The sequence below is a fragment of the Rivibacter subsaxonicus genome, assembly GCF_004217215.1.
GTDB lineage: Bacteria > Pseudomonadota > Gammaproteobacteria > Burkholderiales > Burkholderiaceae_C > Rivibacter > Rivibacter subsaxonicus.
On record NZ_SHKP01000004.1, the window covers coordinates 1,237,530 to 1,250,557 of the forward strand.

18 protein-coding genes are annotated in these 13,028 nt (G+C 68.3%); 10 read left to right on the top strand and 8 right to left on the bottom strand.

Features of this window, described 5'->3' with window-relative positions; translation table 11 throughout:
• Positions 1 to 14 precede the first annotated feature (14 nt).
• The gene (locus EV670_RS05830; protein WP_130430828.1) at positions 15 to 242 is read right to left on the bottom strand and encodes a glycine zipper 2TM domain-containing protein; all 228 of its coding nucleotides are present in this window, start codon (positions 240 to 242) and stop codon (positions 15 to 17) included.
• A gap of 266 nt (positions 243 to 508) precedes the next feature.
• Between EV670_RS05830 and EV670_RS05835 the strand changes: the two genes are divergently transcribed.
• The 10 genes from EV670_RS05835 to EV670_RS05885 all read left to right on the top strand — a co-directional run bounded on the left by EV670_RS05835 (position 509) and on the right by EV670_RS05885 (position 7,765).
• Positions 509 to 1,249, top strand: coding sequence for a Crp/Fnr family transcriptional regulator (locus EV670_RS05835; protein ID WP_130430829.1), 741 nt, complete (start codon positions 509 to 511; stop codon positions 1,247 to 1,249).
• A gap of 79 nt (positions 1,250 to 1,328) precedes the next feature.
• Positions 1,329 to 1,775, top strand: coding sequence for a hypothetical protein (locus tag EV670_RS18645; protein ID WP_165393250.1), 447 nt, complete (start codon positions 1,329 to 1,331; stop codon positions 1,773 to 1,775).
• Between the two features lie 80 nt (positions 1,776 to 1,855).
• A complete protein-coding gene (locus EV670_RS05850) occupies positions 1,856 to 2,380 on the top strand; it encodes a pyridoxamine 5'-phosphate oxidase family protein (protein ID WP_130430832.1) in 525 nt (174 codons plus the stop codon).
• Positions 2,381 to 2,539: 159 nt separating this feature from the next.
• Positions 2,540 to 2,722 carry a hypothetical protein gene (locus EV670_RS05855; RefSeq protein WP_130430833.1) on the top strand — a complete coding sequence of 61 codons (183 nt, stop codon included), beginning with the start codon at positions 2,540 to 2,542 and terminating at the stop codon, positions 2,720 to 2,722.
• Positions 2,723 to 2,754: 32 nt separating this feature from the next.
• Entirely contained in the window at positions 2,755 to 2,913 is a 159-nt protein-coding gene (locus tag EV670_RS05860) for a DUF3309 family protein (protein WP_130430834.1), read from the top strand.
• A 29-nt stretch (positions 2,914 to 2,942) separates the two neighbouring features.
• Positions 2,943 to 4,262 (top strand): PQQ-dependent sugar dehydrogenase, encoded by a 1,320-nt coding sequence (locus EV670_RS05865; protein ID WP_130430951.1) that lies wholly within the window; start codon positions 2,943 to 2,945, stop codon positions 4,260 to 4,262.
• Positions 4,263 to 4,316: 54 nt separating this feature from the next.
• Positions 4,317 to 5,537, top strand: coding sequence for an extracellular catalytic domain type 1 short-chain-length polyhydroxyalkanoate depolymerase (locus EV670_RS05870; RefSeq protein WP_130430835.1), 1,221 nt, complete (start codon positions 4,317 to 4,319; stop codon positions 5,535 to 5,537).
• A 165-nt stretch (positions 5,538 to 5,702) separates the two neighbouring features.
• Positions 5,703 to 5,927, top strand: a complete 225-nt coding sequence (locus EV670_RS05875; RefSeq protein ID WP_130430836.1) for a hypothetical protein — start codon at positions 5,703 to 5,705, stop codon at positions 5,925 to 5,927.
• 215 nt (positions 5,928 to 6,142) lie between these two features.
• A complete protein-coding gene (locus EV670_RS05880; RefSeq protein WP_165393251.1) occupies positions 6,143 to 7,060 on the top strand; it encodes a GGDEF domain-containing protein in 918 nt (305 codons plus the stop codon).
• A 153-nt stretch (positions 7,061 to 7,213) separates the two neighbouring features.
• Positions 7,214 to 7,765 carry a hypothetical protein gene (locus tag EV670_RS05885; RefSeq protein ID WP_130430838.1) on the top strand — a complete coding sequence of 184 codons (552 nt, stop codon included), beginning with the start codon at positions 7,214 to 7,216 and terminating at the stop codon, positions 7,763 to 7,765.
• Between the two features lie 72 nt (positions 7,766 to 7,837).
• Here EV670_RS05885 and EV670_RS05890 read toward each other — a convergent pair whose 3' ends face one another.
• The 7 genes from EV670_RS05890 to EV670_RS05920 form a co-directional block, all read right to left on the bottom strand.
• Positions 7,838 to 8,353: a dihydrofolate reductase gene (locus tag EV670_RS05890; RefSeq protein WP_130430839.1), complete on the bottom strand. Its 516-nt coding sequence runs from the start codon at positions 8,351 to 8,353 to the stop codon at positions 7,838 to 7,840.
• Entirely contained in the window at positions 8,353 to 9,180 is an 828-nt protein-coding gene (locus tag EV670_RS05895; protein WP_130430840.1) for a thymidylate synthase, read from the bottom strand. The genes EV670_RS05890 and EV670_RS05895 overlap by 1 nt, the downstream gene beginning before the upstream one ends.
• Before the next feature lie 56 nt (positions 9,181 to 9,236).
• Positions 9,237 to 9,716 carry a hypothetical protein gene (locus tag EV670_RS05900; RefSeq protein ID WP_130430841.1) on the bottom strand — a complete coding sequence of 160 codons (480 nt, stop codon included), beginning with the start codon at positions 9,714 to 9,716 and terminating at the stop codon, positions 9,237 to 9,239.
• A gap of 35 nt (positions 9,717 to 9,751) precedes the next feature.
• A complete protein-coding gene (locus EV670_RS05905; protein ID WP_130430842.1) occupies positions 9,752 to 10,066 on the bottom strand; it encodes a CcdB family protein in 315 nt (104 codons plus the stop codon).
• 15 nt (positions 10,067 to 10,081) lie between these two features.
• The gene (locus tag EV670_RS05910) at positions 10,082 to 10,336 is read right to left on the bottom strand and encodes a type II toxin-antitoxin system CcdA family antitoxin (protein ID WP_130430843.1); all 255 of its coding nucleotides are present in this window, start codon (positions 10,334 to 10,336) and stop codon (positions 10,082 to 10,084) included.
• A gap of 74 nt (positions 10,337 to 10,410) precedes the next feature.
• Positions 10,411 to 11,082, bottom strand: coding sequence for a YiaD family glycine zipper/OmpA-like lipoprotein (locus EV670_RS05915; RefSeq protein WP_130430844.1), 672 nt, complete (start codon positions 11,080 to 11,082; stop codon positions 10,411 to 10,413).
• Positions 11,083 to 11,101: 19 nt separating this feature from the next.
• Positions 11,102 to 12,997 (bottom strand): ABC transporter transmembrane domain-containing protein, encoded by a 1,896-nt coding sequence (locus EV670_RS05920; protein WP_130430845.1) that lies wholly within the window; start codon positions 12,995 to 12,997, stop codon positions 11,102 to 11,104.
• Positions 12,998 to 13,028: the final 31 nt, after the last annotated feature.

Below are 13,028 nucleotides of genomic sequence, written 5' to 3' on the forward strand. Positions count from 1 at the left end.
GCGCTGAGGTTCGACTAGTTCTTCTTCGGGTCGACCTGGTTGCCGATCACGCCGCCGACCACCGCGCCGCCCACGGTGCCAGCGGTGCTGCCGCCGGTCAGCACCGCACCCGCCACGCCGCCGATGGCGGCACCACCCGCGGTGTTCTTGTCGCGCGTTGACATGCCGCTGCAGGCCGTCGTTGCGGACATCAACAGGGCCAACGTGGCCGTTCCGAGCGAGACCAACAGACGTGTATTCATGGAGTGCTCCTTAGCGTGAAACCGCTTGTGTCGATACCGGCGCCTCGCAAGGTCGTGCGCTTGTGCTCTCGATCTGCGGCGAGTTGACGCCGGGTCGACCGGGTCTGTCTGTACGTCGTCGTACAGACCGCCCTGTCATCGGTCCGAGGTCGCGGCCGGCTTGGCGGATTGCTCGCGGCCCTGTGTGCGCTGGCAGACAGTCGCGCCGCGCGGCAGGGAGCAGAGTCCTTGGCCGGGCCGCGGCCGCCGCCCGCCGGAGCCATCCATTGCCCGATGTCGAGAACAAGCTGATCGAGTTGCTGCCGCGAAAGGATCGCCTGCAACTGCTGGCCATCTGCGAGCCGGTGCAACTCGCGCTGTCCGAAGTGCTTTGCGAGCCCGACCGGCCGACCCGCCATGTCTACTTCCCCACCTCCGGCTTCATCTCGCTGCTGAGCCTGATGAACGGTCAGCCGGCGCTGGAAGTCGGCATGGTCGGGCGCGAGGGCATGCTCGGCGTGCAACTGGTGCTGGGCGTGGCCAGCGCGCCCCTGCACGCGGTGGTACAAGGCCCGGGCGCGGCGTGGCGCATCGCCAGCAGTGCCTTCCGCACCGAACTGGCGCGCAGCGCGGCGCTGCAGCGCGGCCTCGATCGCTACCTGTACGTGCTGATGCGGCAACTCGCGACTTCCGCCGCCTGCCTGCGCTTTCACCTGACCGGCCCGCGGCTGGCGCGCTGGCTGCTGATGAGCCAGGACCGCGCCGGCGCCGACAGCTTTCATGTCACCCACGAGTTCCTCGCCTACATGCTCGGCGTGCGCCGCGTCGGCATCACCACGGCCGCCGTTGCCTTGCAGCGCGCCGGGCTGATCGAGTACCGGCGCGGCTGGCTCACGGTGCGCGACCGCAGCGGGCTTGAAGCCGCCGCCTGCAGTTGCTACGGCGTCGACCGGCAGGCCTACGCCGAACTGCTTGGCCGCCCGCCGGCGAGGCGTCGTCTTACAGCGGCTCGGGCCGATGGCCGGTAGCCGGCGACCGGAGGGCTCCCTAGAGTCAATTGCACAAGGACATCGCTACCTCCCGCGGGTCCGACCGAAAGGATTGACCATGAATCACCCGACCCACCACAGATCGACGCTGGCGCAACTCGTTCGCCTCGGCTTTGCCGCGGCCCTGATGTCGGGCGCCGGTGTCGCGGCACTGGCCCAGGCCGTGCCGTCGGCGCCGATGCCGGCCACGCCCACGACGCAGCCGGCGACGGACGCGAACGCCACCGCGGTTGCGCCGGCCAAGTCCACCAAGCACGGCCAGTCTGCGATGCAGAAGCAGCCGCACCCGGCGGTCGCCGGTGACAAGGGCGCCGCCATGAAGAGCGCCACGCCGGCCAGCGCGCCGAGCCACCCGGCCGTTGGTGCGAAGCGAGGCGACCAGCCGCACGCCGCTCAGCGCGGCTCGATGGCAGGTCCGATGGCGGCGCGTGCATCGGCCCAGTGCGAGACCCTCGTGGCAGAGGCACGCGAGGTCTGCATCGAGCGGACGACCAAGACCAACTGAATCGCCGCAGTGGCGCCGCGCTGGCCACAACGATCAGCGCGGCGTCCGTCGACGTCATCTGCACACAAGGAGTCCGCGACATGAAGACAGAAGCCCAACGCAGCCCGGAACTGGACCAACTCCGGGCTCTGATCGAGCCGATCGCCGTGGCGATGCTGACCCATCTCGACGCCGATGGCGCGCTGGTCAGCCGACCGGTTGCGCCACTGGAGATGGACGCCAGCGGCGCCCTGTGGTTCTTCGCCGACCGCCGCTCGGCCGATGTCGAACTGCTGCGCGTCGTGAACCTCAACTTCAGTGATTCGGCGCGCTCGACCTACGTGTCGCTGTCCGGCAGCGGCGAGATGTACTGTGACCGCGCCCGTATCGAACGCCTGTGGACATCCTTTGCCCGGCCGTGGTTTCCAGAGGGGCCGGAATCCGCCGACCTGGTGCTGCTGAAGGTCGTGCCCGACACGGCCGAGTACTGGGACGCACCCGACAGCAAGATGGTGCGCTTGTTCGTGATGGCCTCGTCGATGCTGGCGGGCAAGCCGATCGGGCTGGTCGAACGCGATAGCCTGACCCGGCGCTCGGGACTGTCGCCGGCCTCGACCGCGGGCTGAGCGAGTACCGGCCTGCGGCGGCCGGGATCTGCTTGCTGTAGGCGTTGTCCGACACCTTCTCGCTGCCGTCGCCGATAGACGGCCGCATGCGCGCGACCTACCGTTCAACCGGGGCGCGGATATCGGCGCGTCCGATTGCTTCTCGAAGGAGTCCTCATCATGAATCGTCAATTGATGCTGCTGCCGGCGCTGCTAGCCGTGCTGTGCCTGGCTGCCTGTGGCAAGCCGAAAGAGGCTGACGTGCCGGGCGCGCCGATGAACGTTCCCGGCGCCTCGAGCCCGCAGGTCGAGGCCGCACCGCCCGCGGTGACGCCGCCGCCCGCGTCGGCGCCGAAGTACTGAGGCGGACGGCTACCCGAGCGCAGGGAAACACCATGGCGATCGGAGTCATCCTGCTGATCGTCCTGATCCTGACGCTGATCGGTTCCATCCCGGTCTGGTCGCATAGCAGGAAATGGGGCTACGGGCCGAGCGGCGAACTCGGTCTGGTGGCGATCGTCGTGCTCGTGCTGCTACTGACGGGACGGTTGTGATGAGCCACATGCAGGCGGCGTTCAGGCTGATGCTGGCGGCCGTGGTCGTCGCCCTCGTCGGCGTCATGGTGTTGTTGCTCTCTGGCTGCGGTGACACAGCCAAGTTGCCGGTTGCTGCAGGTACTGGGCCGGCACCCAGACTACCGGCGCCGAAGCAGTCGCTGGTCCCCACCGTGAACATCGCGCCCGCCAGGGGCTGGGCCGCGGGCGTGTCGCCGCAAGCGGCGCCCGGCACGAGCGTGGCTGCCTTTGCCGACGGGCTCGAGCATCCGCGCTGGCTGCTGGTGCTGCCCAACGGCGACCTGCTGGTGGCCGAGACCAATGCCCCGCCCAAGCCCGAAGATGGCAAGGGCATCAAGGGCCGGGTCATGAAGTACATGATGAAGCGCGCCGGTGCCGGCGTGCCGAGCGCCAACCGCATCACGCTGCTGCGCGATACCGACGGCGACGGCAAGGCCGACCTGCGCTCTGTGCTGATCGACGGCCTGAATTCGCCGTTCGGCATGGCGCTGGTCGGCGACAGCCTCTATGTCGCCAACTCCGACGCGCTGCTGCGCTTTCCCTACGCGCCCGGCGCCACGCGCATCAAGGAGCGCGGCGTGACGGTGCTGGCGCTACCGGCTGGCTCGATCAACCACCACTGGACCAAGAACCTCATCGCCAGCGCCGACGGTAGCAAGCTCTACGTGACGGTCGGCTCCAACAGCAACGTCGCCGAACGCGGCATCGAGGCCGAGTCCGGGCGCGCCGCGATCTGGGAGATCGAGACCGCCACCGGTGCCCATCGCATCTTTGCCTCCGGGCTGCGCAACCCCAACGGCATGGCCTGGGAGCCCGGCACGCACGCGCTGTGGACAGTGGTCAACGAGCGTGACGAGATCGGCAGTGACCTCGTTCCCGACTACATGACCTCGGTGCGCGACGGTGGCTTCTACGGCTGGCCTTACAGCTACTTCGGCCAGCATGTGGACGCGCGCGTCAAGCCGCCCCGGCCCGACCTGGTAGCCAGGGCGATCGAGCCCGACTACGCGCTTGGGCCGCACACTGCCTCGCTGGGCTTGGCATCGGCTGCCGGCAACAGCCTGCCGGCGCCCTTTGCGAACGGCATGTTCGTTGGCCAGCACGGCTCGTGGAATCGTCGGCCGCACAGTGGCTACAAGGTGATCTTCGTGCCCTTCGAGGGCGGCAAGCCCTCGGCCGCTGCGCCGCTCGACGTGCTCACCGGCTTTCTCAGCGATGGCGGCGAGGCCTTCGGGCGCCCGGTCGGCGTCGCGCTCGACCGGCAGGGCGCCTTGCTGGTGGCCGATGATGTGGGCAACGTGGTCTGGCGCGTGACCGCGTTACGCTGAACGTCCGCCGGCAATCTTGCCGGTAACCCCATTGCAACCGACCGGAGCACGCGCATGAAAGACACTCTGCAGGAACGGATGCAGGAGGCGCTGCGCCTCACCCTGGCCGGCCGCCTGCGGGACGCCACCCAGGCCATCCGGCAAGCGCTGAAAGGCCCGGCGGCCGCTCAGGCGGCTGAGGACCAGGCGGCTGATGCGGTGGTGCTCGACGGCTGTGTGTTCGAGGTCGATGAGCGCGATGTCGTCACCGATTCTTTGATCCCTGGCGATGCGACGACCGTCGCGGCCGAACTGCAGCCATCGCCGCAGGCAGCCCCTCCAGTCATTCACCACGGCCCAGCCGATGCAGATGCCGCTGCGGCGGCACGCGGCGAGTTCATCGACGGCGCCTTCACCGATGCCGCGCAGACGCACGACTACAAGCTCTACGTACCGCCGTGCGCCATCGGCGAGAGCGGTCGCGGACGGCCGTTGGTGGTGATGCTGCATGGCTGTACCCAGGACCCCGACGACTTCGCCATCGGCACCGGCATGAACGAGCAGGCGCGCGAGCAGGGCTTCTTCCTGCTCTACCCGGCGCAGTCGCAACGCGCCAATCCGCAACGCTGCTGGAACTGGTTCAAGCACAGCCACCAGCAGCGCGAGCGCGGCGAGCCGGCGCTGATTGCCAACATGACGCTGGCGGTGATGCAGGAGCGCGGCATCGATCCCGGTCGGGTCTACATCGCCGGCCTGTCGGCGGGCGGCGCGATGGCGGCGATCGTCGGCGCGGCCTATCCCGAGATCTTCGCGGCGGTCGGCGTGCATTCGGGGCTGCCACCCGGCAGTGCGAGTGACGTGGCGGGTGGTCTTGCGCTGATGAAGACCGGCCATGCCGGTGGCCGGTCGCATGCAAGACAACACGCCTTTGTCAGCACGCCAGCGGTCGCGACGCCGGTGCCCACCATCGTCTTCCACGGCGACCAGGACCCGACCGTGCATCCGCGCAATGGCGAGAGGGTGGTCGCCGCGGCGCTGGGCGGCGACGCTCACGCATCCGCGGCGGCGCAGCACCGCGTGGAGCAGGGGGCCTCGGCTGGCGGCCGCCTCTACACGCGCTCGACCCATCGCAGCGCCGATGGCAAGGTGATGGCCGAGCACTGGGTGGTGCACGGGGCTGGCCATGCGTGGGCGGGCGGCAATGCCAGGGGCTCTCATACCGACAGCACCGGCCCCGATGCGACGGCCGAGATGCTGCGCTTCTTCTTCGAGCAGTCGCGCGCGCAGCCACGGTAATGGCTCGACGCCCGGCTCCGGGCCTCTGTCTGCCAGCGCACAGACGCGGGGCAGCGGAACGGATCGAATGAGTTGGGGGCAAAACAAGTGCTCCGATCGTCGCATCGGGCCACTCGGCGGCACACGCTGCGCCCCCGCCAACACTTACCGATCGAAGGTTCCCCAATGATGAAGCCCGTTCGCACTCGCACGCCCAAGCTCAAGAGTCCGGCGCAAGGTCTGGCGCAGCAGAAGACCGATTTCACCGCGGAAGGTTCACCTCCGCCGGGGAAGGTGGCGACCGCGAAGCCCGTGGCCGCCGAGCCCGGTCGACGCGGCGTGATGTCGCGTGCCTCACTCGCGCTGCTTCCGGTTCGCAAGGGGCCGGCCCCCCGCAAGCCCTATTCCTGAGGACTCGGTGCCGCGGCGGCCTGTAGCGCGGCAGCGCGCTCGACGCTGCGCTGCTCCGTTCGACGAGCAGCGCTATGTTCGATTTCGAACAGACGCTCCGCCCGGCCGCGGCTACAAGCAAGCCTTGCCCCGAATACCCGGGGCAACGTTGTCGGCGCTGCTTCTTGCCTGCGGGCAAGGCAGCCTCCGGCGTCGCATCTGTCCGAGGTCTTCCCATGATCGACATTGCAGCGACGTCGACCGAGTTGGCCTGCGCTTCGCACGACGAGCGACTCTTGCTTCCCGGCGTCGCGGGACCGGTTCGGAGCGGGTCTGCGGCTACGGCCCTGGATCTGGCGATCGGCGATTGGGCCGACCTGTTGGGCGCGGTCAGGACAAAGCTCAGGATGAGCGTGAGCGAGTGGCTGACGCGTACCGGCGAGCCGCAGGCTCCACACAGCGCTGGCCGGGTCCAGATCAGCGTGCTCGAGTGCGCCGATGCGCTCGACCAGTTGCACAGCATGCTGCTAGACGATTTGGCGAGACACCGTCGACTCGAGCTGGAACTCCTTGATGCTCATGCCGCGCTCGCCCGGGTGCGGGCCGAACTGGTCGGCACGCGGGCCGGCGAAAGGCGCGCGCGCCACCTAGCCCAGCACGATAGCCTGACCCTGCTGCCGAATCGCGACTGCTTCTGTGAGCGGCTCGATCGCGAAGTCGCCGACGCGAGTCCGGCGCACCGGCCACTGGCGGTGCTGTATCTCGATCTCGATGGTTTCAAGCGCGTCAACGATGCCCACGGACACGACGCGGGTGATGAACTGCTGAAGATTGTGTCGGTCAGGCTCACCCGCGCCCTGCGCGGCGAAGACATGGTGGGCCGGTTGGGCGGCGACGAGTTCGGCTGTCTGATGGCGGGGATACCGGATCGGGAGCATCTGAGTCAACTCGCCTGCAAGCTGCTGGACTCGGTATCGGCGCCGGTCAGGATCGGCAAGCTCAGGCTTACGGTGCGCCCGAGCATCGGCATTGCACTGTGTCCGGCCGATGGCACCAGCGCCGAAGCGTTGATCAAGAGCGCCGACGCCGCGATGTACCGCGCAAAGCGCTCGCGTACCGGCTATGCATTCTTCGATCAGGATGTCGAAGGCTGAAGGGTTGGTGATGCCGCGGGCACGGGCCACGTCCGGCGAGGAGCCTCGGCGTAGGACAGCTACTACGACCACAGGCGGCGTCGTCCGCTGTTGGCGCCGCCGGGCGCCTCTCACACTTGCTTCCTCGCAAACGACTCTGCAGAAGGAACGCCCATGAACTCCATCTCCAAGCTCAAGGCCGCGCTCGCCGTGACCATCCTCCTGGCATTGCCGCTGGCGCAGGCAGGAACGATGAACCTGGCCGACTACTACTCGGCCAAGACGCGCATCGGCGCCGACCACGAGATCGACAAGGAAGCCTGCGGCAAGCTGGCTGCGAACGCCCGGGATGTCTGCATCGAGGAAGCCAAGGCCACGGACAAGGTGGCCCGCGCCGAACTGGAGTTCGCCTACAGCGGCAAGGCCAGCGACCAGAACGCGCGGCTGGTGGCCAGGGCCGAGTCGGCCTATGCGGTCGCCAAGGAGAAGTGCGACGACAAGGCCGGCAATGACAAGGACGTCTGCGTCGCCGAAGCCAAGGCCGCCGAGACCAAGGCACTGGCCGCCGCCAAGATGGACAAGCAGGTGGGCGAGGCCAAGACAGAGGCGGCGCAGGACAGCCGCGAGGCCGACTACAAGGTCGCGGCCGAGAAGTGCGAGGCGATGGCCGGCGATGCCAAGACCAGCTGCGTGTCCGCCGCCAAGGCCAGGTTCGGCAAGAGTTGAACTGACGCGCCGCTTTGACGATGGGCAGGGCCGGAGACGCTCAGTAGGCCCTCCGTACGGGCGGCGGCCGCCTCAGCTGCGTGTGCCTTGGCGACCGTAGGTGACGAAGGCGTAACGCAGGCCGTGATCGGCGTCGCTCTTGCTGACGCCGGTTTCGCGCGCGGTCTCGGCAAACGCGTTGCGGTCCCAGGCCGGGAAGTGGGTGTCGGCGTCGGGCACGAGGAGGTCGATCTCGGTCAGCACCAGCGTCTGCGCCAATGGCAGCGCCTGTGCATAGAGCTCGCCACCGCCGATGACGAACACTCGCCCATGGTCTTGCAGCAGCGCGAGCGCTGCCTGCAGTGACGAGGCCGCCTCGGCACCGTCGGCATGCCAGGCCGGATCGCGCGTGAGTACCACGTTACGACGCCCCGGCAGTGGCCGAAAGCGCGGCGGCAGCGAGGCCCAGGTGCGCCGACCCATGATGACCGGGCATCCCATCGTGACGCGGCGAAAGTGCGCCAGGTCTTCCGGCAGGTGCCAGGGCATCTGGCCGTCGCGGCCGATGGCGCCGTCGCGGGCGACGGCGGCGATGACGGCAAGCTCCATCAAACAGCCACCGGCGCCTTGATCGCCGCGTGGTGCTGGTACTCGAGCACCTCGAAGTCCTCGTACTCGTAGTCGAAGATCGACGCCGGCTTGCGGCGGATGCTCAACAGCGGGTAGGGGTAGGGCGAGCGCGCAAGCTGCAACTCCACCTGCGCGTGGTGGTTGCTGTAGATGTGGCAGTCGCCGCCGGTCCAGATGAAGTCGCCGACGTCCAGGTCGCATTGCTGCGCCAGCATGTGGGTCAGCAGCGCGTAGCTGGCGATGTTGAAGGGCACGCCGAGAAAGATGTCGGCGCTGCGCTGGTAGAGCTGGCACGAGAGCCGTCCGCGCGTCTCGCCCTCCTGCGGCGGCGCCACGTAGAACTGGAAGAAGGCATGGCAGGGCATCAGCGCCATCTTCGACAGCTCGGCCACGTTCCAGGCGCTGACGATGATGCGGCGCGAGTCCGGGTTGCTCTTGAGCTGCTCGACGACCTGCGCGATCTGGTCGATATGGCCGCCCTCGGGCGTCGGCCAGCTGCGCCACTGCACGCCATAGACCGGACCGAGGTCGCCGTCGGGCCTGGCCCACTCGTTCCAGATCGTCACGCCGCGTTCCTGCAGCCACTTCGCGTTGCCGTCGCCGCGCAGGAACCACAGCAGCTCGAGGACGATGCTCTTGAGGTGCACCTTCTTGGTGGTCACCAGCGGAAAGCCCTCGCGCAGGTCGAAGCGCATCTGGTGGCCGAAGACGCTGCGGGTGCCGGTTCCGGTGCGGTCGGCCTTGTTCACGCCCTGCGTGAACACATGGCGCATGAAGTCTTCGTATTGGGAGCGGGCGGGGCGCATGGGAGCTATTGTGAAGTTGGTGACGGACGCGGGCGTCTTCTGGCGCTGTTCTTGGGTCAGGCCGTTTGCACGAGTCGGATGTACTCATCGCACTGCGCCTTCGTGATGCCCGACTTCTGCTCGAAGCTGGCGTATGCCTCGTAGAAGGGGTCGAAGCTGTCGGTGCGAACTACCGTGTTGGTTACGTAGAAGGATGGTCCCTTCACTTCGACGCGCAGGCGGGTGAGGCGCGAGAAGTCTCCGTTGGGGTTGAGGATGTGACCGTGTATCCAGCCATTTCGGTCCGCCACGTCGAAGACTTCGACCAGCGCATTGCCCGCATCGACATTTCCGATCTCGTCCAGAAGCTTCTTCAGGCGCTCCTTTTTACGGCCCGCCTTCAGTACGTTGATGCTTTTGCAGTTCTCCTTTGCCGTTGTGCCCGAGTGCAGCCAGATGCCAACCTCGACCATCAGTTCGAAGTTCGACCAGAAGGCGACGAAAGTCCCGAACTCATACATGAACCTTTGAGCAGGGCGGAGCGCGTCTGGCGTCATGGTGACGTTCTGAGTGGCCAATCTCGATGTCGGGATCAGTAAGCGCCGAACAGCGCGTCGAGTGCCTCGGCAATGAGTGGCTGGTGGATCCGCAGGTTGGCCAGCGGCTGACGCAACTCGCTACGGACGATGGCGCCGAGCGCGGCTGTGTCAAGCACGTACTCCAGGCCATCAACCTCGATGACGGGATTGAGGCGCAGCGCGGGCGGGCCGAAGTCGGCGGCGCTGCGCAACGGGATCACGACGCGTGAGCCGATCGCATCGATGAAATCGTTCTGCACATCGAGGAGGAACGGTGTGTGCGGCCGTTCGCGAACGCTCGGGTTCGCATAGACGTCGTAGCGAGCCACGGCGCGGAGCAGGCTTCAGCCGCCGCCGCGTGCGAAGCTGCGATAGGCGGCCAGCGGCAAGCCCTCGCGCTCGATACGGGCGTTGTAGTGCTCGATCGCCTCTCGGTTGTCCTCGTTCCAGCGTGCCCAGTAGCGGCGTTGCACCTCGGCGGCGAGCAACTCATCGACGGTCTGTGACAGATTCATGCCCAACTCGCGCGCCATGTCGAGCACCTTGGCGTTGAGGCTGAGATTGGTGGGTCGCTTGGTCGCTTCTACAACGCGCGCCATCAAGTACCTCATTCCGTATGCGCAACATTCATGCGCATGCCAATCTTAGCGGAACGCTCGTTGCGCGCCATGGCTCAGGACTTCGCGGGTTCGCGCAGGAAGATCTCGACGCGGCGATTCTTGGCCCGGCCTTCGGCGCTGTCGTTGCCGGCCACCGGCTCGCGCGAGCCGCGGCCGGCGGTCTCGACGCGGGCGCCCTTGATGCCACGATCCTCGAGGTAGTAGCGCACGCTGTCGGCGCGCTTGTGCGATAGCGGGTCGTTGATCGCGTCGGAGCCGGTGCTGTCGGTGTGGCCGACCACCTTGACCAGCATGTTCGGCTCGGCAGCGAGGCCGTTGGCGAAGGAGTCGAGCACCGGACGCAGGCGCGGCTCGATCGCGGCGCTGCCGACGGCGAAGGAAATGTCGCTCGGCACCGCGAGCTTGAGCTGGTTGTCGGCGGTGCGCGTGACCTCGATGCCGGTGCCCTGGGTCGACTGCTCCATCGCCCGCTTCTTCTCTTCCATGTTCTTCGACCAGACGTTGGCCCCGATGGCGCCGGCGGCCGCGCCGATGCCGGCGCCGATCATCGTGGCCTTGGTGTCGCCACCGATGACCTGGCCGAGTACCGCGCCGCCGAGCGCGCCGAGGCCGGCACCCTTGGCGGTGGTGGCCTGGGTCTCGTCCATGTTGGCGCAACCGCCGATCAACAGCGCGACGGCGCTGGCGGCAGCCAGGGTCTTGGTGCGGGAAATACTAACGATCATGTCTTCTCCTTCTGGACATTCAGGATAGCTCGGCCGACGTGGCGTCGGCCTCGGATGAAGAGACGGCAGCCGCGGAGTCGAACTGCGCGGCCGCCAGCCGCTGGTAGAGCGCACAGCGCTGCAACAGCTCGGCGTGGCTGCCGATGTCGACGATGCGGCCGGCCTCGAGTACGACGATGCGGTCTGCATGGATAACGGTTGCCAGCCGGTGCGCGATGACAAGCGTGGTGCGGCCGCGCATCGCCTCCGCCAGGGCGGCCTGCACCGCGCGCTCGCTTTCGCTGTCGAGCGCGCTGGTGGCCTCGTCGAGCAGCAGCAGCGGCGCGTCCTTGAGGATCGCGCGCGCGATCGCCAGCCGCTGGCGCTGGCCGCCCGACAGCCGCACGCCCCGCTCGCCGAGGTACGTGGCGTAGCCCTCGGGCAGCGCGCGCAAAAAGCCGTCGGCCTGCGCGGCGCGGGCGGCGGCAAAAACCTCCTCGTCGCTCGCCTCGGGTCGGCCATAGCGGATGTTCTCGAGCGCGCTGGTCGAGAAGATCACGCTGTCCTGCGGCACCAGGCCGATGCGCGAGCGCAGCTCGGCCAGCGCCACCGTCTGCACCGGCACCCCGTCGAACAGCACCTCGCCACGCTGGGCGTCGTAGAAGCGCAGCAGCATCTGGAACACGGTGCTCTTGCCGGCACCGCTCGGGCCGACCAGCGCCACCGTCTCGCCCGGTTTCACTTCCAGGCTCACATGGTCGAGTGCCGCTGTCTGCGGCCGTGAGGGGTAGTGGAACAGCACGTCCCGCAGCGACACCGAGGCGCCGCGGCCGGCATCGGCGGCGCGCGGCGGCAGCGCACGAGGCTGCGCCGGCTCGGCCACCGGCGAGCGTGCCGCCAGCAGCTCCATCAGCCGCTCGGTGGCGCCGGCGGCGCGCAGCAGGTCGCCCCAGACCTCGGCCAGTACCGCCACCGAGCTGGTCAGCAGCACCACGAAGACCACCGTCTGGCCCAGGTGGCCGGCGCTGATCTCGCCGCGCATCACCGCCTGCGTGCCCTGGTACAGGCCCCAGAGCAGCGCGCCGAAGGTGGCGCTGATGATGAAGGCGACCAGCGCCGAGCGCACCTGGGTGCGCCGGATCGCGGTGGTGAAGGCGCGCTCGGCGGCGTCCGAGAAGCGCCTGGCCTCGCGTGCCTCGGCGGTGTGGCTCTGCACCACCGGCATCGCGACCAGCACCTCGGAGGCGATCGCGCTGGCGTCCGCCAGCCGATCCTGGCTGGCGCGCGAGAGCCCCCGCACGCGGCGGCCGACGATCAGCGCCGGCAGCACCACCAGCGTCAGCACGCCCAGCACCTGCGCCATCACCACCGGGTTGGTGAAGATCAGCATCGCCAGCGCACCGAGGCCCATCACCGTGTTGCGCAGGCCCATGCTCAGGCTCGAGCCGACCACCGTCTGCACCAGCGTGGTGTCGGCGGTCAGCCGCGACAGCACCTCGCCCGAGCGGGTGGTCTCGAAGAAGGCCGGGCTCTGGGTCAGCACGTGGGCGTAGACCGCGCTGCGCAGGTCGGCCGTGACGCGCTCGCCGAGCCAGGTGACGAAGTAGAAGCGCGCCGCCGAGAACAGGCCCAGCGCGACGCCGACCGCGAACAGCGCGCCGAAATGCTCGCGCAGCGCGAGCATGCGTTCGCCGGGGTCGGTCGCGACCAGGCCGTTGTCGATCAGCGCCTTCAGCGCGACCGGAAAGGCCAGCGTCGCCAGCGCGGCCAGCACCAGGAACAGCACCGCCAGCGCGATGCGGCCGCGGTAGGGGCGCAGGAAGGGCAGCAGGGCGGCGAGCGGGCCGATCGAACGCGACTTGGTCGGACCGTCCGCTTCGGCGACGGCGTTGACGTCGGTGACGGCGGTGGAGGTTGCGGTGGATGAAGACGCCATCGGCCGCAGTTTACGCAGCGTCTCCCGCGCC

Coding starts and splice junctions, on each gene's coding strand:
- EV670_RS05830 (WP_130430828.1), bottom strand. CDS start 242: ATGAATACACGTCTGTTGGTCTCGCTCGGAACGGCCACGTTGGCCCTG.
- EV670_RS18645 (WP_165393250.1), top strand. CDS start 1,329: ATGAATCACCCGACCCACCACAGATCGACGCTGGCGCAACTCGTTCGC.
- EV670_RS05850 (WP_130430832.1), top strand. CDS start 1,856: ATGAAGACAGAAGCCCAACGCAGCCCGGAACTGGACCAACTCCGGGCT.
- EV670_RS05855 (WP_130430833.1), top strand. CDS start 2,540: ATGAATCGTCAATTGATGCTGCTGCCGGCGCTGCTAGCCGTGCTGTGC.
- EV670_RS05860 (WP_130430834.1), top strand. CDS start 2,755: ATGGCGATCGGAGTCATCCTGCTGATCGTCCTGATCCTGACGCTGATC.
- EV670_RS05865 (WP_130430951.1), top strand. CDS start 2,943: ATGCTGGCGGCCGTGGTCGTCGCCCTCGTCGGCGTCATGGTGTTGTTG.
- EV670_RS05870 (WP_130430835.1), top strand. CDS start 4,317: ATGAAAGACACTCTGCAGGAACGGATGCAGGAGGCGCTGCGCCTCACC.
- EV670_RS05875 (WP_130430836.1), top strand. CDS start 5,703: ATGATGAAGCCCGTTCGCACTCGCACGCCCAAGCTCAAGAGTCCGGCG.
- EV670_RS05880 (WP_165393251.1), top strand. CDS start 6,143: ATGATCGACATTGCAGCGACGTCGACCGAGTTGGCCTGCGCTTCGCAC.
- EV670_RS05885 (WP_130430838.1), top strand. CDS start 7,214: ATGAACTCCATCTCCAAGCTCAAGGCCGCGCTCGCCGTGACCATCCTC.
- EV670_RS05890 (WP_130430839.1), bottom strand. CDS start 8,353: ATGGAGCTTGCCGTCATCGCCGCCGTCGCCCGCGACGGCGCCATCGGC.
- EV670_RS05895 (WP_130430840.1), bottom strand. CDS start 9,180: ATGCGCCCCGCCCGCTCCCAATACGAAGACTTCATGCGCCATGTGTTC.
- EV670_RS05900 (WP_130430841.1), bottom strand. CDS start 9,716: ATGACGCCAGACGCGCTCCGCCCTGCTCAAAGGTTCATGTATGAGTTC.
- EV670_RS05910 (WP_130430843.1), bottom strand. CDS start 10,336: ATGGCGCGCGTTGTAGAAGCGACCAAGCGACCCACCAATCTCAGCCTC.
- EV670_RS05915 (WP_130430844.1), bottom strand. CDS start 11,082: ATGATCGTTAGTATTTCCCGCACCAAGACCCTGGCTGCCGCCAGCGCC.
- EV670_RS05920 (WP_130430845.1), bottom strand. CDS start 12,997: ATGGCGTCTTCATCCACCGCAACCTCCACCGCCGTCACCGACGTCAAC.